This window comes from Massilia sp. KIM (genome assembly GCF_002007115.1).
Lineage (GTDB): Bacteria > Pseudomonadota > Gammaproteobacteria > Burkholderiales > Burkholderiaceae_D > Telluria.
In genome coordinates, this window is record NZ_MVAD01000001.1 from 1165136 (window position 1) to 1186798 (window position 21663).

The following is a 21663-nucleotide window of genomic DNA, read 5'->3' on the forward strand; positions in this document are numbered from 1 at the left end:
GAGGAGGAAGAACTGATGCCGGCATCGCCCCACTGGGGCCACCGCTTGGCCGAACTGTCAGCGTGGGCGACCCATGAAACCATACGGATTAATCATCCATGACTATAAAACCATTTAAATTGCTGCGCCGTCGCATTCTGGCTCTGGTGGCGCTGGCACCCGCCATCTCTTCATGCAAGGCTTCGCCAATGACCGTGACCCTCGACATCGTGTTTTTCAATTATCTGAACCGTCCAATTTTCGACGCATTCATTGATGGTGAGGCCGGAGGTGTCTCGTTTCCATATCCGGACACCGGAGGCAGCACCATAAGTGGCGTCAGATTACGTCTGGGTCCTAAGATCGTCACCTGGACGCTCGATGGCCCGAAAGGCATGCCGCGGAATGGCGAGACCGTAGTTGCAAGGAATAAGCTCGAGCTCCTGCAGCCGCCCTCAAACACGGAATTCCTTGCGGTACATATCTATCCCGACGAGACGGTCGAGCTGATCCCGACGATTCACTATCCGCGGGCGACCGAGAAGGGAATTGCGATGGCTCGGGCTGCTCAGGAACGCCGGTAATCGGCGATTGCCGGACTTACCCGAGATTGAACGAAGGGGCGAGTGAGGATCGTCTGATGCCAATAGAAGAATCGATTGAAGCAACAGCGGCAAACCGGGACCTGAACGAAGAGCCCACTGGACCGTTCCAGGACTGTCGCGACGTCGTGCACATTTCCGTCTATTTCGATGGCACCGGAAATAATCGGAACGCCGATGAAGCCAAGAAAAGTTGGAGTAATGTCGCTCGCATCTTTTATGCAGGGCACCAGTCGCCAGAGCGGGGCCAGTATCACATCTATATCGCAGGCGTAGGCACAGCCTTCAACGGAGATGCGACGGGTTGGCTCGACAGTGCCGGTATCTGGATTGAGGATGGCCTACCAGGACTGATCGCGGGAGCGGGTGGGGAGAGGCGACTGATTTTTGGCGGCGTCACTGTCAATAGGTTTCTCCGCGACGCTTTGCTGCTGAATGCCATCGCTCACGGTGGCGAGGTTGCGTCCTATGCGAAAGCCAGCGGCGACAAGAGCTTCGATGAATTGAACAGGGCGCTGGGCAAACATAGGCTGATCAAGCAGATCAACTTGTCGGTATTCGGCTTTTCGCGCGGTGCGGCGCTGGCGCGCGCCTTCACCAATCGTATTCTCGACCTGTGTGAGGAAGACAATGGCGGTCTGCTCTATCAAGGCTATCCAATCCGCGTCAATTTCCTCGGCCTGTTCGACACGGTTGCGTCATTCGGATTGCCCTCACAGAATGTTCAGGCACCGTTCAGAGTCAAGGACCTGCGCGTTTCAACCAAGGTCGAGCGCTGTGTGCACTATGTGGCCGGCCATGAAATCCGGTTTTCATTCCCGGTAGACCTCATTCGGCTGAACGGCAAACTAGGTGGCGACTGGGTGGAGAGAACCTATCCTGGGGTGCATTCCGACGTGGGGGGCGGTTACGAGCCTTTAGCCCAGAACATCGACAACAATTACGCCCGAATCCCAATGGGCGACATGATGCGCGAGGCGCGTGCGTCAGGCGTGCGTCTATTTAACGACGAGACCCTGCGAAAGAAATCCGAACTCTTGTTCGCTCAGCGCTTCGAATGCAGGTCCGATACATTGGCCGCGTATCAAGGCTACATGCGTATCTACGGCGAGGCGTCCGGACCTATTGAAGACCAGATGAAGCGGCACATGCGGTTTCTTTACGCGGCATATGGCACTATGCACCGGCGTGGCTTACTCAATCCCGGCGACCTTAGTCGCGCCGCCAGTGCATGGAAGCGTATTGGTCCTAAGGGGATGGCCGCCGAGGTCAAGAAATACCGCGATGCATTGGCCCACAGTGCGCAGTTGGAGGCCGCCGCTGGTACGCTTGGGCGTAGTCCCGTGGCTGCTCAGGCAGCAGGGTGGGTTCGCATCGGTGGAGTCGCAACGAATTCGTACGCTCAGTACGTCAAAATCCCGGACTGGCAACTTGAAGCGTGGGACAGTAATGCTCAACCGGGTATTCTCGAATTCGTGGCTCGCTTCGTGCATGATTCGAAGGTCGATTTCATCGCTAACAAGGAGCCTTTCAGCTATTTCAAAGCTCGTGGAGTCGACGAGTCAACGTCCAGCGTATGGCAGGATGCCAGTGCCTGGATTCAAACCACAGCAGCTGGGGTAAGCGACACCGTGCAATCCACAGTGGCAGCGGGCAAGGCGAAGGCGGGAGAGGTTGCCGACACTCTAAAGACTACTGTGGAAGATACTGCCCACGAGGTCGCTGAGACAGTGCAGGAAGCCGCAGAGGCAGCCAAGCGACGGGCAGTTGAGGCAAGGGACTACGCCGCCAAGAAGGTCGACCACGCGGTGGGTGTGGCGCGCGAGACTGCGGAGAATATCGCGAGCGGTGCGAGGCGCACGGCGGACCAGGTTGGCCAGGCAGCCGGCAACGTGTACACCGCCGCTTCGCAGAAGGCACGCCAGGCGGCACATGCGGCGGCCGAGCGTGCACGGGCCGCGAAAGAGAGTGCGGATCGGATGATTGAGTCGGGGACGTCTTGGGTTCGAAGCACTTTCAACGATTGGTTCGGAGAAGGGAAAACTAGTGACTAGGGCTTCTTCCTTGGGCTTCGTTCGATTTGCCCCCCTCGCTATTCTCCTAAGGAGCTGCCTGGGCCTGATCCCCGCTGCCGGAATAGTGCCATCGTTATCGGCTTTTACGTAGGAACACGCCATGACTTCTTGCGTAACTGCAGTGCGCCGCCATTTTCTGGCCGCTCTAACCGCGATGTTCGCAGTTCCATACGGCACTGGAGCTCCCATGAGGGTCCCTACTAACCTTGTCTTATTTAATTACCTCGACAGGCCTATCTATGAGGTATTCATCGACGGAGAGGCCGGCGAAAGCTCGAGCGCATACCCGGCAACTGGTGGCGGCACGATCAGTGGCGTAAAGCTCAAGCTCGGGCCAAAACGAGTGACCTGGCGTCTGGGCGGCCCCCCTGGAATGCCAAGGAATGGCCAGCAAATCGAGGCAATCAATGAAGTCGTTCTCGACGGAGTGCCACCTGATGCAGTGTATCTTGGGGTTCATATATACCCCGATTACACAGTGGAGTTGCTGCCAAGTCGGCATTATCCGAAAAGGACAGAAAAAGGTGTCGCCATGGCCGCTACGGCCGCGCGCTAAAGAGCTGCCCAGGTTTGCGCGGCTGGTTTCAAGGGTCCAATGGCGAGCACTTTGCGCGACCAGAGCAAATTTATGCATGACGCCGATGGTGGAACTTGATAATTTATCGACCATCATTTGACGCTCTCCTGGCCCGGACATGCGCCCGTAGGCGCCAGTTACCGATGCGATGGCAGAGATGCTTGAGTGCTTACGACCATACGCTAATCAAATTGATGTGAACAAATGACGTACGAGAATCACACGCCTGCGCGCCGCCGTATCCTGCACATGACGATGATGTTCCCTTTCTTTTCTTCCTGCAAGGCAGCCCCAATGACCGTAGTTCTCGACGTCGTCCTTTTCAACTATCTCGACCGTGCGATCTTCGATGTGTTTATAGACGGCAAAGCGGCTGCACTCTCGACTCCATATCCGCATACCGGGGGAGGCACTATTAGTGGCGTTCGCCTGCAACTTGGACCGAAGACAGTAACCTGGCGACTCGGCGGACCCGAAGGCATGCCACGCAACGGCGAGACAGTGGCTGCGAAGAATCGCCTCGAATTAACTAGTCTGCCGCCGAATGCTGAGTTTCTGGCTGTGCACATTTACCCGGGTGACATTGTTGAATTGATTCCGAGCGTCCATTACCCCCAAGAGACTGAAAAAGGAGTTGCCATGTCCATGAAGGCCAAGCGACGCTGATAGTTCTTCCTTCGGAAAATACAACGAAGCCAATCAACAAGTTTGACGGGTATCTTCGAATGCCAATTGAAGAATCGATCGAAGCCACTGCGGCCAGGCGCACCAACCCGCGATTGCCGTTTTGCTGGCTCGCATACGCTGGCAGGCTCGGTTTGCCGATGCGAGCGCAGGATTGCCATGCTCGCGCAATCTACTCTCCTTTGACTAAATGAATTCCATGATCGACCGTGAGCTTACGAATTGTCGGCGCCGTCTCCTCCTGATGGTGTCAATGCTTCCAATTCTTTCTTCCTGCGAGGGAGCTGCCATGACCGTCACCCTAGACGTTGTCTTCTTCAACTATCTGGATCGGTTCATTTATGACGCGTACATCGACGGCAAGGCTGGCGCAGTCTCGGCACCCTATCGAAAAACTGGCGGAGCTTCTTTCAGCGGCGTGCGGTTGAAGCTGGGACCAAAGACAGTGACGTGGCGGCTGGATGGTCCCGAAGGAATGCCGCGCAACGGAGAGAAGGTGGTGGCCAAAAACTGGCTGGCGCTGGCTGATCTGGCTCCGGATGCCGAGTTCCTGGGCGTGCACATTTATCCTGACGAGACGGTCGAACTCATCCCTAGCAGACACTACCCCGTTGAAACAGAGAAAGGAAAGGCCATGGCGGCCGGGTCTCTACTTGGGCAGCTCCCGACAGATCTGCCGGGCTGACGACGCGCGCAACGCATGGCGATACATCATCCATGACAATGAAATCCGTATGTCTGCAGCGCCGTCATGCCCTCATTTTGATGACGCTGGCACCTGTTATTTCATCCTGTAAGGCTGCTCCCATGACCGTGACGCTGGATGTCGTCTATTTCAACTACTTCAACCGCCCCATCTTCGACGCCTTCGTTGATAACAAGGGCGGCGGCGCTTCGACCCCCTATCCCCACACCGGCGGCACCACCATTAGCGGTGTAAGGCTCGCTCTCGGACCGAAGCGCGTAACCTGGCGGCTCGACGGACCTGAAGGCATGCCACGTAACGGTGAGACGATCCTTGCAAAGAACAGCCCGTCACTGAACGCGGTGCCACCCGACGCCGAATTTTTGGCTGTTCATATCTATCCGGATGAAACCGTGGAATTAATCCCTACCGTGCACTATCCGCGCAAGACCGAAAAGGGCCACGCAATGGCACGCGCGGCCGTCAACCAGTGAGCGCGGATCACCACCATGCTTGAGCACCAGACGCCCTGACCCTGATGCGCACGTCTAGCTCCTTTATAGAAAGCTAAGTAAGGATGTTTACTCCACTCAAGCGTCATAGTTGCCGCCTGCTCGCAGCTGCGGGGATCATCGCATCGCTCCCAGCTTGTTTGAAATCGCCGAAACGCGTCACCCTGGACCTCGTGCTCTTCAATTATCTGAACCGTCCTATTTTCGAAGTCCTTATAGATGGTAAGGACAGTGGCGTATCGTCTCCCTATCCCAACACTGGCGGCGGCACGATCAGCGGCGTCACCTTGGAGCTGGGGCCAAAAATCGTGCATTGGCGCTTGGATGGACCGGAAAGCATGCCCCGCAACGGTGATCGCGTGAATGCCACCAATGCGCCGACCTTGTCGTCGGTGCCCGATGGCGCATGCTTCCTTGCGGTTCACATCTATCCGGACTATACGGTCGAGTTGATCCCAACCGTCCACTATCCGCAGGAGACCGATAAGGGCCTGGAAATGCAGAAGGAGTACCGGCGCCGTGGTCATCCTGACACATCACCAATGCTCTGATGTAGTGGTAAAGCCACATTCCGGGCCAAGCTGACGCATGCGCACGCCCATGAGGTAGCATCTATGTACCCAAGCGCGTCCCCGCCCCCGACGCGCAGTGAACCGAAAGACCGCATTTGAAGCTTTTGCAAAGTTTGCTGCTCGCCGCCGCGATCGCCTTGCCCGCGGCCGCCACACCGCTCGCGCCACCGCAGCTGCGCGCCACCCTCGTTTCCCTCGAACGCGATCGCGCCGAGGCGATCGCCAAGGGGGACGCCGAAACACTGCGTCGCCTGATGGATCGCAGCTACCTGCACGTCGAAAGCCGTGGCCGGGTACGCAGCAAGGCCGAGATCCTCACCCTCCTGAACCGCCAGGAAATGCAGTTCCGCGCCTACGAGATCGAATCGGCCGAAGTCCAGGTGCTCGGCAGGGGCGACGCCGCCCTCGTGACCGGCGTCTTCCAGTCCGTCATGCAGTCGGCCTCCGGCCCGCGTCCCTTCCGTGGACGCTACGCCCGCGTGTGGGTGCGCCAGCCGGACGGCTGGAAGAACACCTACCACCAGGTCACCGCCATCCAGCCACCTACGCTAACATCCGATAACAGATTGCGTTAGCGATAACAATCGCGCATCATGGTGTCACCTGTACAAAAAAACAAGGAGACACGATGACGCATACTCCGCGCGCCTTGGGCGCCGCTTTCGGCACCGCCTTGACCGCCGCGCTGCTTGCCGGCTGCGCCACCCCCGGGCTGGCGCTCTACGACAGCCGTCCTCTCGACGGCTACCAGGTGGTCGCGATCGACCCCGACAACGAGCATCCGCTCACCGGGCAGTCCCTGAGCATCGACGCCGCACTCCAGCCCAAATTCCCCAATAGCGCCATCAGCCTGGCGCGTACCGGCAAGCAGGGCGCCGACGATGCGCTCACCCTGCGCTGGCAGAACATCTGGAAGAGCGGCCTGCGCCTGCAAGGCGCGCCGACCGACCTGCGCCCCTACCTGGACGGCGGCACCCTGGCCTTCGACCTGAACGTGACCGAGCTGTCCAAGGGCGGCATCGCCTTCAAGATGGGCTGCGGACCGGGCTGCGAGCGCCCCGTCTCCTACGTCCTGCCGGGGCGCGCGGCACAAGGCAAGGGCTGGCAGCACGTCGAACTGTCGCTGAGCTGTTTCTACCGCGAGGGCGACGATTTCAGCGCCGTCACCCGGCCCTTCAGCCTCGAGGGCACAGGCAGGGGGGAAGTGAGCGTGGCAAATGTCCAGATCAAGCGCCGCGGCGCGCCGAATACCAGCTGCCCCGACTACCGCACCGTCGGCGTCACCCCGTCTCCGCTGAACGAGTCCTGGGCCCTCGACTGGTGGATGCCGCGCCACCTCAAGAAGCTGGAAGACATCAAGGCCATGAAGGCGGCCGGCCGCAGCCCGCAGCTGGTGTTCATCGGCGACTCGATCACCGAAGGCTGGGAAAAGGAAGGCGCGAGCATCTGGGACCGCCTCTACAAGCGGCATGACGCGATCGCCCTCGGCTTCGGCGGCGACCGCACCGAGAACGTGTTGTGGCGCCTGGTGAACGGCGAGGTGGACGGCATCGATCCCAAGCTCGTGGTGCTCATGCTCGGCACCAACAACACCGGCCAGCGCCAGGACATTCCGGCCCTGACCGCCCAGGGCGTCAAGCGCAACATCGAAGAGCTGCGCCGGCGCCTGCCGAACTCGCGCATCCTGCTGCTGGCGATCTTCCCGCGCGACGAGACCCCCGAGGGGCCGCTGCGCCGGCTGAACCAGCAGGTCAACGCCATCCTGCCCGGCTTCGCCGACAATCGCCATGTCTACTACCTGGACATCAACCAGGCCTTCCTGCAGCCCGACGGCCGGCTGCCCAAGGAGGTGATGCCGGACCTGCTGCATCCGAACGAGAAGGGCTACGAGATCTGGGCGCGCGCCATGCAGCCCGAGCTCGACCGGCTGATGGCCTTGCCGCGTCCGTGAGCCCGAGGGCGTCAGCCCGACGCCGCGCCTTCGTCCTCGAACAGGCCCGCGCCCGTCCAGCGCGGCAAGCCGGATTCGCTCCCCGCGGCGACCGCCTTGCCCGCATAGTCCGGACCCAGGCGGCGGATCGCGGCGGGGAAGGCGCGGCAATAGCTGGACATGAGTCCTGCCAGGCGGGCCAGGTCGCGGTATTCGATGACCTGGCCAGGCGGCAGCGCGTCGAGCACGCGGCGCACGCGCCCGGGCCACTCCTCGGGCCAGGCCGGAAGCCGCTGGCCGAGGATGCTGACCTGGTCGCCGACCCGGATGTCGCTGCCGCCCACCACCCGCGCCAGCGCCCCGCGCCGCGCGCCGATCCGGCCCGACAGTCCCGGCTGGTGGCGATCCAGGCCGCCGCAGGCTTCACACTGGAACATCACCCTGAGCAGCGCATCCGCTCCCACGCGCAGCAGGGTGCCCGAGGCCAGCGCGGAGGTATCGATGTCGAGCAGCAGGTTCTCGCGCAGGGCCAGCGGAGCGAGACCCAGCTCGCGGTAGACTGCGGTCCCGGCGAGCAGCACCTGCCGGGGCGAATGTGGGTCGGCATGGCGGTCCCCGGCGATCCCTGCGCCGCCGATCAGCGTCGCCGCCTGCGCCTGCGCCGGCGCTGCCTGGCCGCGCACCGCGATGCCGACTAGTCGTCCTGAAACGTTTATCATGCGGCCATTCTACCGGCGCCGCCTGGCCGCGCCATCACAACACCCCGAGGAGCATCCCATGAGCAGTCCTTCCGCGAACCATCGAATCCGCCTCGGCATGGTCGGCGGCGGCGAGGGCGCCTTCATCGGCGCCGTGCACCGCATCGCCGCCCGCCTCGACGACCGCTACGAACTGGTGGCGGGGGCGCTGTCTTCGACCCCGGACGCGGCGCGCCGCTCCGGCCAGGCCCTGGGCCTGGCGCCGGAACGCATCTACGACGACTACGCACGCATGGCGCGCGAGGAAGCGGCGCGGCCGGACGGCATCGAGGCGGTCAGCATCGTCACCCCGAACCACCTGCACGCCCCGATGGCGCGCGCCTTCCTGGAGGCCGGCATCCACGTCATCTGCGACAAGCCGGTGACCACCACCAGCGCCGACGCCCGCATGCTGCGCGACCTGGCGCGCCAGCGGGGACTCGTGTTCGCGGTGACGCACAACTATTCGGCCTATGCGATGGTGCGCCATGCGCGCCAGATGGTGGGCGAGGGCGAACTGGGCGAGATCCGCGTGCTGCAGGTGCAGTACGCCCAGGACTGGCTGACCCTGCCGATCGAGCAGGAAGGACAGAAACAGGCCGCCTGGCGCACCGACCCGGCGCGCTCGGGCGGCGGCACCATCGGCGACATCGGCACCCATGCCTGGCAGCTGGCCGACACCATCCTCGGCCAGCCGCTGGCCGAAGTGGCGGCCGAACTGAGCGCCTGCGTGCCCGGCCGCGCGGTGGACGACAACGTGCAGGTGCTGCTGCGCTACCGCGGCGGCGCGCGCGGCATGCTGTGGGCGAGCCAGGTGGCCCCGGGGCATGGCAACGACCTGCGCATCGGGGTCTATGGCAGCAAGGGCGGGATCCAGTGGCGCCAGGAAGCGCCGGACGAATTGTGGTGGACGCCGGTGGGCGAGCCGACCCGGATCCTGAAGCGCGGCACCCCGCACGCCAACGCCGCCGCGGCGCGCCTGTCGCGCATCCCCGGCGGCCATCCGGAGGGCTATCTCGAAGGCTTCGCCTCGCTCTACATCGAGATCGCGGCCCACCTGCTGGCCGCGCGCGAAGGCCGCTCGGCGCCGCCCGATGCCTGGTTCCCGACCATCGACGACGGCTTGCGGGCGGTCGAGTTCATCGAGGCCGTGCAGGCATCCAGCCGCGCCGGCGGGAGCTGGACCGCGCTGCCCGGCTAAGACGCGCGCTCAGGCCGCGGCGGCGAAGGACTCGTGCGCGGGGAAGCGTGCCTGCATCCACTCCTTGCGCAGGCGCAGGGTGTCGAGCAGGTCTTGCGGCAGCTCGTCGACGATGGCGGGATCGTCGCTGGGCGTGTCGGCCAGCAGGCTGGCCAGGTGGATGACGCCGGCCAGCTGGCAGAAGGGATGGGCGGCCAGCGGATCCGACGAGCACTCCAGCGCGCGCACCAGCTTGGCCGGGAAGTTCCAGCGCCGTCCGAGTTCGGCGGTGATCTGGCCCTCGGACAGGCCCAGCAGGCGCTGCTCGCGCTCCCAGCGTCCACCCGGCAGATGGGGCTGCTGCTCGATCTCGGCGAAGGTCGAGGGCGAGACCTGGTAGATCAGCAGTTCGCCCAAACGCAGCATCATGCCCGCCAGCCAGGCTTCGCTGCCGTCGATCCCCAGGCCGCCGGCCAGCCACTTGGCATAGCCGGCGCAGGCCATGCTGCTCTTCCAGAACTCGTCGCTGTCCAGGCCGGGCAGTTCGGGGAAGGCGTCGGCGAAACAGGCCGCCAGCGCCAGGGTGCGGATATGGCCCATGCCGGCCAGGGCGATCGCTTCGTCCAGGGTGGCGACGTGGCCGCGCGAGCCGAAGCGGGCGCTGTTGGCAAGGCGCATCAGCTTGGCCGTGAGGGCCGGATCGCGGGCGATGATGGCGGCCACGCTCCTGGCCGAGGCGTCCTCGTCGTCGAGGGTGGCGATGAGGGAATGCGCGACCTGGGAGATGGTCGGCAGCTTGAGGTCGTGGAAGAAGTCGCTGAGGGCGGTCATGGGTTTCTCTCGGTTGGACGCTGCCAGGCGGCAGTCATGTTGTTCAAACGAGTGTAATGCCCAAATGCAAGTAAATACCGCTTACTTGCCTATTCCTCAACGAGGCTGTTGCGGCGACGCCAAAAGGCGCCCGGCCGGATGGCCGGGCGCACCGGGATCACCTCATTTCCCGCCGTGCAGCTGGCGCGAGGCTTCCAGGTATTTGGCCGCGTTGGGTACGCTCGTCCAGGCCGGCTTGCTGGAGTCGTTGGCGATGTTGCGCAGCGCCAGGGCGACGGTGCGGGTGACGCGCGCCATGTTGTCGTAGTCGATCTTGTCCCAGGTGTCGTCCTTGCCGTGGTAGTCGCCGAAGCCGAAGGCGACCGCCAGGGTGTGCGAGGGCACGCCGAGGTCGGCCAGCGACTGGTTGTCGCTGCGCGCGAAGTACATGTCGCTGTTCTTCGGGTGCTTCCACAGGCGCACGCCGGTCTGCTCGCCGGCCTTGCGCAGGTAGTCGCTGACGTTCGAGTAGTCGAATCCGGTCATGGTGACCGAGGCCACCTGTGGGCCTTCGCTGTCGTCGGTGCGGCCGACCTGCTCCAGGTTCAGGTTGGCGACCGTGTCCTTCACCGGGAACACCGGATGGCGGCCGTAGTAGCGCGAGCCGAGCAGGCCGAGTTCCTCGCCCCACAGGGCGATGAAGACGATGCTGCGTTTCGGGCGCTCCTTCTCGGCGGCCAGGGCGGCCGCGGTCTCGATCACCGCCACGGTGCCGCTGGCGTCGTCGTTGGCGCCGTTGTAGATCTCGCCGTCGCGGATGCCGAGGTGGTCGTAGTGGGCCGATAGCAGGACATAGGTGTTCTTCAGCTGCGGGTCCGATCCGCGCAGCAGGCCGACCACGTTGCGCAGCTTGACAGGCCTTACCTGCGGCGGCTTGACGCTGGCCGCGACCGTGGCCCCGCCTTTTTCGAGCGCTGCTGCGGCGTCGGCCGCGTGCAGCAGCACCACCGGCGGCGCGCCCTTGACGACCGGCTGCTCCGGGTCGATCAGCCAGCCGTCGCCGCTGCGGCTGTGGCGGCGCTCGCGGTCGACCATCAGGATCAGGGCGGGCTTGCTCTTGAGCTGCTTTTGCAGGGTCGCGGCGGCGCCGGGCACCGGGGCGGCCGGCACCACCAGCACCTTGCCGTTGGCCGCGCCGCCGTCTTCCAGCGCCGCCTTCCAGCTCATGAACACCGCCGGCGTGGCCGCCAGGCTGAGGGGGTCGAGGAAGCCGGCGCTGGCGCCGCCATGCGGCACGTTGAGGGTGGCGCCGCCCGCGTTCACGGTGAGCGCCAGGTCGCCCGGCTGGCGCTGGGCGTATTGCCAGTTGGCGGTCTGGAAGTATCCGTCGTCGCCGGCCGGCTCCAGGCCGGCGCGGCGGAACTGGGCGGCGATGTACTCGGCCGCCAGGTCCAGCCCGCGCGAAGGCGTGGCGCGGCCCTCCAGCAGGTCGGAGGACAGGTAGGACAGGTGGCCGCGCAGCGAGTCGGGCGAGATCCGGGCTCCGAGGGAGCCGGCCCCGTCCTGCGGGGCCTGGGCCAGGGCGCCGGCGGACAGCAGGGTGGTGGCGAGGGCGGTGGCGAGGGCGAGTTGGCGCATGCGGAACGCTTTCTTCTGATAGTAAGAATGGCAATATCGCATGGGAGGCGCGCGCCGGTCAACACGGTGCATCCGTCCATATGCATGCCGCCTCCCACGGTTTCGCTCGATCGGGAAGCCGTTTGGCGCCGTCCCGGGCGCGCTTCGTCGCGTCCGTCTTGCCGCGCCGCCGGGGGAGGGGCACAATGCGGCCATTCTTGTACTGCGGATGAAGAGCACGCGATGACCACCGACGCCGTCCCCCTGCCGCCCGAGCGGCCCCGCCTGGCGCGCTTCCTCGAGGACCTGAGGCTGGCCATGATCATGTGCGTGGTGGCGGCCATCGTCATCACCCTGGTGGTGGGCAGGCCCGAGACCCTGTACGAGCAGATCGTGTTCTCGCTCTGCATCGGCACCCTCGCGTTCGGCATCGTCGACGGCGCCCGCCTGCTGTTCTGGGACCGTCCCATCATCACGCTGCGCCAGTGGCTCGCTCTGGTCGGGGTGATGCTGCTGGCCGCGCCGATCGCCCACTTCACCGGCATGCACATGGGCTTCGCGATCATGGGCTACGAGCCGCCGACCCTGGCCGAGTATCCGAACCCCGGCCGGGTCAGCATGATCGGCCTGACCTTCATGGTGATCGCCAGCGTGACGATGCTGGTGCGCCACCGCGAGCGCCTGCGCCGCATCCGCCAGGAGCACGCCGACGCCCGCCTGCGCGCCGAGATGATCGAGCGCCAGGCGCTGCAGGCCCAGCTGCGCCTGTTGCAGGCCCAGATCGAGCCCCACATGCTGTTCAACACCCTGGCCAACCTGCAGGGCCTGATCGCCCTCGACCCCGAGCGCGCCGGCCGCATGCTCGACCAGCTGATCCAGTACCTGCGCGCTACCCTGGGCGCCACGCGCAGCGAGCGCACCACCCTGGGCCAGGAATTCGCGGCCATGGAAGCCTACCTCGGCCTGATGCAGGTGCGCATGGGCGAGCGCCTGTCCTTCCACCTCGAGCTGCCGGAGGCGCTGCGCAAGGCCGGCATGCCGCCGATGCTGCTCCAGCCCCTGGTGGAAAACGCCATCATCCACGGGCTGGAACCGAAGATCGAAGGCGGCGAGGTGCGCATCGTGGCCGAGGCGCGCGACGGCCTGCTCGAGATCTGCGTGCGCGACACCGGCCTGGGACTGCGTGACGCCCCGGCCAGCCGCGGCGGCGGCGTCGGCGTGTCCACCACCCGCGAGCGCCTGCGCGCCATCTACGGCGAAGCCGCCGGCGTGGTACTGGCTCCGGCCCAGCCCTCGGGCGCGATCGTACGACTGACCTTACCATTGGAGACCACGGCATGACCCGAGCACTGATTGCGGAAGACGAACCGATCCTGGCGGCCGTCCTGGCCAAGACCCTGCAGCGCCTCTGGCCCGGGCTGGAGATCGTGGCCACCGCGCCCAACGGGGTGGCGGCGGTCGAGCAGGCCCTGGCCCTGCGCCCCGAGGTGCTGTTCTTCGACATCCGCATGCCGGGCTTGAGCGGGCTGGAGGCGGCCGAGGAGCTGGCCGAACGCTGGGAGGGGCCGGAGCCTTTCCCGCAGGTGGTGTTCGTCACCGCCTACGACGACTACGCGGTGCAGGCCTTCGAGCGCGCCGCCGCCGACTACGTGCTCAAGCCGGTCAGCGAGGAGCGCCTGGCGCGCACGGTCGACAGGCTGCGCGCGCGGCTAGCGTCGCCGGCGCCCGAGGTCGCCACCGCCGGGGAAGGCGCGCTGTCGCAGCTGGTGAGCCAGTTGCAGGCGCTGCTGCCGCAGGGCGGCTCGCCCGAGCGCCTCACCACCATCCGCGCGGCGGTGGGCAATATGGTGCGCATGATTCCCGTGTCCGAGGTGGTGCTGTTCCAGGCGGTCGACAAGTACGTCAACGTGGCCACGGCCGACAGCGAGGCCCTGATCCGCCTGCCCCTGAAGGACCTGCTGCCCCAGCTCGACCCGCAGGAGTTCCAGCAGATCAACCGGGGGACGGTGGTCAACATGCGCTGCGTGGCCAGCGCCACGCGCGACACCATGGGCAAGACGGTCCTGCACCTGCGCAACCGGCCCGAGAAGCCGCGCGTGAGCCCGGTCTATGCCCACCTGTTCCGGCAGATGTAGCCGCGCCTAGGACGCGCCCCCGCCCCCATAGCGGCGCTCGAATTCGGCGACCGGGACCGGACGCCCGAGCAGGTAGCCCTGCAGGCCGTCGCAGCCGCAGGCCTCGAGGTAGCGCCGCTGGGCGTCCAGTTCCACGCCCTCGGCCACGGTTTCCAGCCCCAGCTTGCGCGCCAGGGCGACGATGGCCTCGACGATGGTGGCTGCGCCGGGGTCCTCGTGGGCCTCGTGCACGAAGGAGCGGTCGATCTTGAGGGTCGCGAGCGGCAGGCGGCGCAGATAGGCCAGCGAGGAATAGCCGGTGCCGAAGTCGTCCAGCGCGAAGCGCACGCCGAGCGCGCGCAGGCGCTCCATGCGTTCGGTCACTTCCGGCAGGTTTTCGGCGAACACGCTCTCGGTGATCTCGAGCACCAGCAGGTGGGCGGGAGCGCCGCTGGCCGCGAGGGCGGCGCCCACGCTTTCCGGAAAGCCGGGCTCGCGCAACTGGTGCACGCTCACGTTGATCGCGAGCTTGAGCCGGGCCAGGCGCGGATCGTGGCGCCAGCGCGCCAGCAGACCGCAGCCCTGTTCCAGCACGTGGCGCCCGAGCGCGCCGATCAGCCCGGAGGACTCGGCCAGGCCGATGAATTCCCCCGGCGGCACCAGGCCCAGGGGACCGCGGTCCCAGCGCACCAGGGCCTCGGCGCCGACCAGGCTGCCGTCGCGCGCGAACTGGGGCTGGCAATGCAGCACGAACTCGCTGCCGCCCAGCGCCCCGCGCAGCGCCGCCTCCAGCGCCATCTGGCGGTCGGCCGCCGCCTGCATCCCAGGCTCGAAGAAGCGCACGGTGTTGCGGCCCTCGGCCTTGGCGCGGTACATGGCCAGGTCGGCCTGCTTGAGCAGGGTTTCGAGGGCGACCGGCTCGCCGTCGAACATGGCGATCCCGATGCTCGGGGTACTGGTGGCGAGGTGTCCGCCGAGCTGGTAGGGCTGGCACAAGCCGGCCAGGATCTTGGACGCGACCCGTCGCGCCTCGGCTGCGGCTTCGTCGGGGCAGGGGTCGAGCGCGTCGAGGATGACCACGAACTCGTCGCCGCCCAGGCGCGACAGCAGGTCGCTGCCGCGCAGGACGGCGCGCAGGCGCTGGGCCACGTGGCGCAGCAGTTCGTCGCCGACGTCGTGGCCCAGGGTGTCGTTGAGCAGCTTGAAGTTGTCGAGGTCGATGAACAGCAGGGCCGCGTAATGCTGTTGGCGCCGGGCCCGCGCCACCGTGCAGCCGAGCTGCTCGATCACCTGGCGGCGGTTCGGCAGTCCGGTGAGCGGATCGAAATTGGCCAGCTCGTGGATGCGCTGCTCGGCGCGCTTGCGCTCGGTGAGATCGGTGTTGGTGCCGGACAGGCGCAGCGCCGCGCCGCCGGCGTCGCGCAGCACGAAGCCGCGCGCCAGGATCGGGACGTAGTGGCCCTGCTTGTGGCACAGCCGCAGCTCGAAGCTGAAGCTCTCGGGGCCATCGGCCATCAGCCCGGCGAGGACGGCATGTACCCTGTCGAGGTCGTCGGGGTGGGTCAGGTCGACCCAGGTGTCGGGGTTGCTCGGCAGTTCGTCGGGCGTGTAGCCCAGCATCTCCCACCAGCGATCGGAATAATAGACCTCGTCGTTACGCAGATCCCAGTCCCAGATGGCGTCGGTGGAGCCGCGCAGGGCCAGGCGCAGGCGCTCTTCCGATTTCTGGGCGGTCGACTGCGCATGCTTGAGGGCGGTGCAGTCGGTGAAGCAGACCACGACCTGGGCCAGCGCGCCATCCGGCCCCCGCTCCGGATAGGCATTGCAGAGCACCCAGCGGACATGGCCCGGCGGCGGCCGTTGCAGGCCCACCACGAGGTGCGACACCGCTTCGCCGCTGCGCAATACCCGGTTGACCGGAAACTCGTCGGCCCGCATCGGCGTGTTGTCGTCATGCAGGAAAGACCAGGCCGCGGTATCGGAGCGCATCCCGACCAGCTCGCCCTCATCCCGGCCCAGCAGGCGACAGGCGAGCGCGTTGGCCGACAGGATGCGTCCATCGGCGTCGTGCACGACGACGCCCGCCGGGAGATGCTGGAGCAGCTCGTCCAGGCGCCGTTGGGGATCGGGCGTCGAGCGGGGCGTCATCATGGTTCGTCAGGTCAACTAGTTACGCCTGGGAGCATACTAACAGTTGCCCTGAACCATGGGCGCGAGCTTGAAACGGGCGCGGCCATGCCTGGCCGCGAGGCGCGCTCAGGCGGCCAGGGCGAGGGGGCGGGGCGCCACGATGGCCCGCTGCCAGCTCTCGAACATGGCTTCGAAGAGGTCGAAGAGTTCGTGCACCAGGCCGGCCGCGGTGGCGACCTCGCCGGCGCGCGGCACGTAGTTGAGCAGGGGCGGCGGGGGCGGCGCCGGGATCCGCGCCTGGCCTGGCCAGCCGCGTGCGGGCGCCTGCGTCAGCCCGAGCGAGCGCAGGCCCTCGTCCAGGCCCAGCTCGCGCACCGTGCGGCCCAGCGATTCGTTGAAGCAGCCGAGCATCGCGTCCATCGCATCCAGCACGGCCATGCGCAGATAGGGTGTCTGGTGGGTCCGGGCCAGGAAGGCCGCGTGGCGGACCAGGTCGCGGGTGCCCCGGTGCACGCGCGCCCAATGGGCGGCGGCGTGCTCGCAGGACGGGGCCAGCAGGCGCCGCGCATGGTCGATGCGCGCCAGGTCCTCCATGTAGCACAGGCCCAGCACGTGGGCGGTCTTGCAGCGCGCGTGCACCTTGCGCTGCAAGGCGCTGCGGTCGAACTCGTCCTGCAGGGCGGCCAGCACCTCGCGCGAACCCAGGGCGAAGCACAGCATGGCCGGCACGACGGCAAGGCGGACCGGCGGATCGCCGGCCGGGTTGGCGATCGTGGTGCAGAGGGCGGACTGGCGCAGGCGCGCCTGGCGGCGGGCGATGACGTGGTCGAGCAATTCCATGGCGTCCCAAAAACGTGGTGGCAGGCGTCGGTGGACGGATTCGCCAGCCGGCCCGGCGCTGTGCGTGTGCGCAGTGCAGAGGCAGGCGGGCAGCTTGCAGTCTAGGCAGGGCGGCCGGACATGTCTCCCCCCACCGGCGGGGGGATCGCCGGCCCTCGCGGCGGCGGCCCGGCTTTGGTAAACTCCATGCTTTTCCAGCCTGGACCCAGCCATGGAGCGACCCACCGAGCTGCGCGCGGCCGCACTGCAGGCCCTGCTCGACCCTGACCCCGCCACCAAGACCGCCGCCGTCGCGGCCATGGCCGACGCCTGCCGCGCCGGCGCCTTCGCGCTCGACGCCGACGCCCCGATGACGTCGCAGGGGGCGATTCCGGGCCGCCCGGCACGCCCCGAGCTGGTGCCGCCGCGCCTGGTCGGACGGCGTTCGATGGCCAGCACCGAAGGGCGCGCGATGCTGATCCACGCCCTGGCCCACATCGAGTTCAACGCCATCAACCTGGCGCTGGACGCGCTGTGGCGCTTTCCCGGCATGCCGCGCGCCTATTACCTGGATTGGCTGCGCGTGGCGCACGAGGAGGCGATCCATTTCGGCATGCTGTCGGCCCACCTGGCCACCCTTGGCCATGCCTATGGCGACTTCCCCGGCCACGACAGCCTGTGGGAGATGGTCGAGAAGACCCGCGCCGACGTGCTGGCGCGCATGGCCCTGGTGCCGCGCACGCTGGAGGCGCGCGGGCTGGACGCGATCCCGCCGCTGCGCGCCAAGCTGGCCCAGGCCGGCGACCATGCGGCGGCCGCCATCCTCGACCGCCTGCTGGCCGACGAAGTGGGGCACGTCGAGATCGGCAACCGCTGGTACCTGCACCTGTGCGCCGGGCGCGGGCTGGACCCGGCGCCGACCTACGACGAACTGACCGTGCGCTATGGGGCGCCGGTGCTCAAGGGGCCGTTCAACGTCGAGGCGCGCCGCCAGGCCGGCTTCAGCGAAGCCGAGCTGCAGCGCTACGCCTGATGGACGCTGCCGGCGCCCCGCAGCGGGGCTTCCTCCTGACGCGCCACTGGCGCGACACCGACGCCGGCTGCGAGGTCGAGTTCTGGCTCGCCACCGAGGCCGGGCCGCGCCGGGTGCGCCTGGCGCCGGCCATGCCGGTGGCCTTCGTGGCGGCCGAGCTGCGCGCTACGGTCGAGCAGTTGCTGGAGCGCGAGAAGGGCTGGGAGCTGCGCGAGCTCGCCCTGTGCGACTTCCGCCACCGGCAGGTGCTGGGCCTGTACTGCCGCCACTACCGCCAGCTGCTGCGCATCGAGAAGCGCCTGCGCCAGCACGGCGTGGCGCTGTACGAAGCCGACGTGCGCCCGCCCGAGCGCTACCTGATGGAACGCTTCATCACCGCGCCGGTGGTCTTCGCCGGCACGCCGGCGGGCGACGGCCGCCTGCTGCTGGACGGGCAGCTCAAGCCCGACCCCGACTACCGCCCGCGCATCTCCACCGTCTCGCTCGACATCGAGACCACCTTCCAGGGCGAGCTGTATTCGATCGCGCTGGAGGGCTGCGGGCAGCGCCAGGTCTACATGCTGGGCCCGCCCAACGGCGACCCGGCGCTGTGCGCCGACCTCGGCATCGATCTGGAATACTGCGCCACCCGGGTCGAGCTGCTCGACCGGCTGGAAGCCTGGTTCGAGCGCCACGACCCGGACGCCATCATCGGCTGGAACGTGGTCCAGTTCGACCTGCGCGTGCTGCAGCAGCATGCGGAGCGCTTCAAGCGCCCGCTGCGCCTCGGGCGCGACGGCGGCGCGCTCGAATGGCGCGAGGACCGCGGCGGCCAGGAGCACTACTTCGTCGGCATTCCCGGGCGCCTGGTCATCGACGGCATCGAGGCCCTGCGCTCGGCCACCTGGAGCTTCCCGTCCTTCAGCCTGGAAAGCGTGTCCCAGACCCTGCTGGGCGAGGGAAAGGCGATCGAGAATCCGCACGACCGGATGGCCGAGATCGACCGCATGTTCGCCCAGGACAAGCCGCTGCTGGCGCGCTATAACCTGAAGGACTGCGAGCTGGTCACCCGCATCTTCGACAAGACCGGCCTGATGGCCTTCCTGCTCGAACGGGCCAGCGTGACCGGACTGGCGGCCGACCGCAGCGGCGGTTCGGTGGCCGCCTTCGAGCACCTGTACATGCCGGTCATGCACCGCCAGGGCCGGGTCGCGCCCAACATCGGCGACGTGCCCGGCGCGGACAGCCCGGGCGGCTTCGTGATGGATTCGCGCTCCGGCCTGTACGACTCGGTCCTGGTGCTCGACTACAAGAGCCTCTACCCCTCGATCATCCGCACCTTCCTGATAGACCCGGTGGGCCTTGTCGAAGGCCTGCGCGAGCCCGAGGAAGCGACCGTGCCGGGCTTTCGCGGCGCGCGCTTCTCGCGCACCAGGCATTGCCTGCCCGGGATCGTGACCCGCATCTGGGCCGGACGCGAGGCCGCCAAGCGCGAGCGCAACGCGCCCCTGTCGCAGGCGCTCAAGATCATCATGAACGCCTTCTACGGGGTGCTGGGCACCACCGGCTGCCGCTTCTTCGATCCGCGCCTGGCGTCCTCGATCACCATGCGCGGCCACGAGATCATGCACCGCACCCGCGAACTGATCGAGGAGCAGGGCTACCAGGTGATCTACGGCGACACCGATTCGACCTTCGTCTGGCTCGGGCGCGCCCACGCGGACGCCGAGGCCGAGCGCATCGGGCGCGCCCTGGTCGACCACGTCAACGGCTGGTGGCGCAGCCACCTGAAAGAGGAGCTGGGGCTGGACAGCGCGCTGGAGCTGGAGTACGACGTGCACTTCCGGCGCTTCCTGATGCCGACCGTGCGCGGCTCGGAGGAGGGCAGCAAGAAGCGCTACGCCGGGCTGGCCGGCACCGCGGACGGCGGCGAGGAGATGGTCTACAAGGGACTGGAGACGGTGCGCACCGACTGGACGCCGCTGGCGCAGCAGTTCCAGCAGGGGCTCTACGAGCGCATCTTCAAGGGCCAGCCCTATGCCGCCTGGCTGCAGGACTACGTGGCCGCCACCCTGCGCGGCGATCACGACGCGCTGCTGGTCTACCGCAAGCGCCTGCGCCGTCCGCTCGAGGACTACCAGCGCAACGTGCCGCCCCACGTGCGGGCGGCGCGCATGGCGGACGAGCATTTCGAGCGCCAGGGGCGGCCGCCGATCTACCGCAGGGGCGGCTGGATACGCTACGTGATGACGACCAACGGCCCGGAACCGCTCGAGACCCTGCACTCGCCGATCGACTACGAGCACTACCTGAGCCGGCAGCTGGAGCCGGTGGCGGACGCCATCCTGCCTTTCCTGGGCGAGCGCTTCGACCGCCTGACCAGCCGCCAGGGCGCCTTGTTCTAGTCCGCTCCCGGGAGCTCCGGCGCGCCCGTGGCGGCCCAGGCCTGGCGCACGCTGCGCCGCGGCGCCGCGATACTGCGCCGCATCAGCCAGCGCGTGCCGGGCAGGTGCAGCGCCCCGGCGAACAGCAGGTCGCGCCACAGGCCGCGCCCATCGCGCTGGAAGCAGGGCGTCAGCGCCCGGCTCAGGGCCTGGTAGGCGCGCACGGCGCCCAGCCGGCTCTTCGAATACGCGAGCGCTCCCCGTTCCGGTCCGGCCTGGCCGACCCGGGCGGCGAGGGCCAGCGCATCCTGCACCGCCAGGGTCGTGCCCAGGCCCAGTTGCGGGCTCATGGCATGGCCGGCGTCGCCGACGATGCAGACCCGGCCCTGGGCCAGAGTGCGTGGCCGCGCGTGGCAATACGCCGCGAAGGCGAACTGATCATGCCCGTGGATGCGCCGCACGACCGGCTCGGCCTCGGGCCACAGGGCGAGCAGTTCGCGCCGGAAGTCGGCGATGGGGGTATCCAGCCAGGCCTGGTGGCGGTCGCGGCGCAGGCTCCAGAACAGGGACACGCGCAGGCGTCCATCGATGCGCTCGGTCGGCATGATGCCGAACATGCGCTCGGTGCCGCCATAGCGCTGGGCCAGCACCTCGGGCTGGGGCCAGTCGTCGAGGTCGATCAGCGACCACAGCGCGCCCCAGCGGTAGGGCGTCGCGCGCACCGCCAGGCCGCTGGCCGCGGGCAGCAGCGAGCTGGCGCCGTTGGCGATCACCGCGAGGTCGTAGTGGTGGGCGACGCCGCCCGCGACCACCACGCCGTGCCGGCCCTGCCCGGCGACCGTTTCCACCTCGGCCCCGAAGCGCAGGCGCACGCCGAGCCGCTCGCACTCGCGCAGCAGCACACCGCCCAGGGCCGCGCGGCTGACGGCGCGCGCCTCCAGGGCGTCGTAGGCGATGTCGACCAGGGGCCAGCCGCGCTCGCAATGGCCGATCAGGCGCCGGACCGGCACGCTGGCCTGTTCGAAGGCCGGGCCCACGCCCAGGTCTCCGAACGCGGCCACGCCCTGCGGCTGGATGAGCACCCCGGCGCCCAGGGTGGACAGGGCAGGGTGCTTTTCGAATACCTCGACCTCGTGTCCGGCGCGGGCGAAGGCGATCGCGCTCGCGAGGCCCGCAGTGCCGGCGCCGACGATGCCGATGCGGTAGGCTGACATGGACTTCCCTTCTTGTAGATATCCTTAGGG

20 protein-coding genes are annotated in these 21663 nt (G+C 67.1%); 13 read left to right on the plus strand and 7 right to left on the minus strand.

Annotated features, from left to right (window positions below):
- The first annotated feature begins 98 nt into the window (after positions 1-98).
- Together B0920_RS05080 and B0920_RS05085 are read left to right on the plus strand one after the other, a co-directional pair.
- The gene (locus B0920_RS05080; protein ID WP_143745648.1) at positions 99-563 is read left to right on the plus strand and encodes a hypothetical protein; all 465 of its coding nucleotides are present in this window, start codon (positions 99-101) and stop codon (positions 561-563) included.
- A 56-nt stretch (positions 564-619) separates the two neighbouring features.
- A complete protein-coding gene (locus B0920_RS05085) occupies positions 620-2635 on the plus strand; it encodes a DUF2235 domain-containing protein (protein WP_078031467.1) in 2016 nt (671 codons plus the stop codon).
- 232 nt (positions 2636-2867) lie between these two features.
- Here B0920_RS05085 and B0920_RS05090 read toward each other — a convergent pair whose 3' ends face one another.
- Entirely contained in the window at positions 2868-3329 is a 462-nt protein-coding gene (locus B0920_RS05090) for a hypothetical protein (RefSeq protein ID WP_078031468.1), read from the minus strand.
- Between the two features lie 108 nt (positions 3330-3437).
- Between B0920_RS05090 and B0920_RS25465 the strand changes: the two genes are divergently transcribed.
- The 6 genes from B0920_RS25465 to B0920_RS05110 all read left to right on the plus strand — a co-directional run bounded on the left by B0920_RS25465 (position 3438) and on the right by B0920_RS05110 (position 7637).
- On the plus strand, positions 3438-3899 hold the full coding sequence (locus B0920_RS25465; protein WP_143745649.1) for a hypothetical protein: 462 nt from the start codon (positions 3438-3440) through the stop codon (positions 3897-3899).
- A gap of 307 nt (positions 3900-4206) precedes the next feature.
- Complete coding sequence (locus tag B0920_RS05095) at positions 4207-4602, plus strand: hypothetical protein (protein WP_143745650.1); 396 nt, start codon at positions 4207-4209, stop codon at positions 4600-4602.
- Between the two features lie 122 nt (positions 4603-4724).
- Entirely contained in the window at positions 4725-5096 is a 372-nt protein-coding gene (locus B0920_RS05100) for a hypothetical protein (RefSeq protein WP_078031470.1), read from the plus strand.
- 83 nt (positions 5097-5179) lie between these two features.
- Entirely contained in the window at positions 5180-5665 is a 486-nt protein-coding gene (locus tag B0920_RS25470) for a hypothetical protein (RefSeq protein WP_143745651.1), read from the plus strand.
- A gap of 116 nt (positions 5666-5781) precedes the next feature.
- Positions 5782-6261: a nuclear transport factor 2 family protein gene (locus B0920_RS05105; protein WP_078031471.1), complete on the plus strand. Its 480-nt coding sequence runs from the start codon at positions 5782-5784 to the stop codon at positions 6259-6261.
- Between the two features lie 53 nt (positions 6262-6314).
- On the plus strand, positions 6315-7637 hold the full coding sequence (locus B0920_RS05110) for a GDSL-type esterase/lipase family protein (RefSeq protein ID WP_078031472.1): 1323 nt from the start codon (positions 6315-6317) through the stop codon (positions 7635-7637).
- Positions 7638-7648: 11 nt separating this feature from the next.
- Here the strand turns inward: B0920_RS05110 and B0920_RS05115 are convergent, their stop codons facing one another.
- Complete coding sequence (locus tag B0920_RS05115) at positions 7649-8335, minus strand: MOSC domain-containing protein (protein ID WP_229455186.1); 687 nt, start codon at positions 8333-8335, stop codon at positions 7649-7651.
- Positions 8336-8393: 58 nt separating this feature from the next.
- Here B0920_RS05115 and B0920_RS05120 point away from each other — a divergent pair, with 58 nt between their 5' ends.
- Complete coding sequence (locus tag B0920_RS05120) at positions 8394-9554, plus strand: Gfo/Idh/MocA family protein (protein ID WP_078031473.1); 1161 nt, start codon at positions 8394-8396, stop codon at positions 9552-9554.
- 9 nt (positions 9555-9563) lie between these two features.
- Here the strand turns inward: B0920_RS05120 and B0920_RS05125 are convergent, their stop codons facing one another.
- Together B0920_RS05125 and B0920_RS05130 are read right to left on the minus strand one after the other, a co-directional pair.
- Positions 9564-10364, minus strand: a complete 801-nt coding sequence (locus tag B0920_RS05125) for an HDOD domain-containing protein (protein WP_078031474.1) — start codon at positions 10362-10364, stop codon at positions 9564-9566.
- A 162-nt stretch (positions 10365-10526) separates the two neighbouring features.
- Positions 10527-11981 (minus strand): M28 family peptidase, encoded by a 1455-nt coding sequence (locus B0920_RS05130; protein ID WP_078031475.1) that lies wholly within the window; start codon positions 11979-11981, stop codon positions 10527-10529.
- A gap of 222 nt (positions 11982-12203) precedes the next feature.
- Between B0920_RS05130 and B0920_RS05135 the strand changes: the two genes are divergently transcribed.
- Both B0920_RS05135 and B0920_RS05140 read left to right on the plus strand, forming a co-directional pair.
- Entirely contained in the window at positions 12204-13301 is a 1098-nt protein-coding gene (locus B0920_RS05135) for a sensor histidine kinase (protein ID WP_078031476.1), read from the plus strand.
- Entirely contained in the window at positions 13298-14095 is a 798-nt protein-coding gene (locus tag B0920_RS05140; protein WP_078031477.1) for a LytTR family DNA-binding domain-containing protein, read from the plus strand. Before B0920_RS05135 ends, B0920_RS05140 begins: the two co-directional genes overlap by 4 nt.
- 6 nt (positions 14096-14101) lie before the next feature.
- Here B0920_RS05140 and B0920_RS05145 read toward each other — a convergent pair whose 3' ends face one another.
- Complete coding sequence (locus tag B0920_RS05145; RefSeq protein WP_078031478.1) at positions 14102-16225, minus strand: bifunctional diguanylate cyclase/phosphodiesterase; 2124 nt, start codon at positions 16223-16225, stop codon at positions 14102-14104.
- A gap of 105 nt (positions 16226-16330) precedes the next feature.
- Positions 16331-17044 carry a hypothetical protein gene (locus tag B0920_RS05150; RefSeq protein WP_078031479.1) on the minus strand — a complete coding sequence of 238 codons (714 nt, stop codon included), beginning with the start codon at positions 17042-17044 and terminating at the stop codon, positions 16331-16333.
- Positions 17045-17255: 211 nt separating this feature from the next.
- Between B0920_RS05150 and B0920_RS05155 the strand changes: the two genes are divergently transcribed.
- Together B0920_RS05155 and B0920_RS05160 are read left to right on the plus strand one after the other, a co-directional pair.
- Positions 17256-18056: a ferritin-like domain-containing protein gene (locus B0920_RS05155; RefSeq protein ID WP_078031480.1), complete on the plus strand. Its 801-nt coding sequence runs from the start codon at positions 17256-17258 to the stop codon at positions 18054-18056.
- Positions 18056-20440, plus strand: a complete 2385-nt coding sequence (locus tag B0920_RS05160) for a DNA polymerase II (RefSeq protein ID WP_078031481.1) — start codon at positions 18056-18058, stop codon at positions 20438-20440. The genes B0920_RS05155 and B0920_RS05160 overlap by 1 nt, the downstream gene beginning before the upstream one ends.
- On the opposite strand, the gene B0920_RS05165 is transcribed toward B0920_RS05160, so the two are convergent.
- Complete coding sequence (locus B0920_RS05165) at positions 20437-21633, minus strand: NAD(P)/FAD-dependent oxidoreductase (protein WP_078031482.1); 1197 nt, start codon at positions 21631-21633, stop codon at positions 20437-20439. The genes B0920_RS05160 and B0920_RS05165 overlap by 4 nt on opposite strands.
- Positions 21634-21663: the final 30 nt, after the last annotated feature.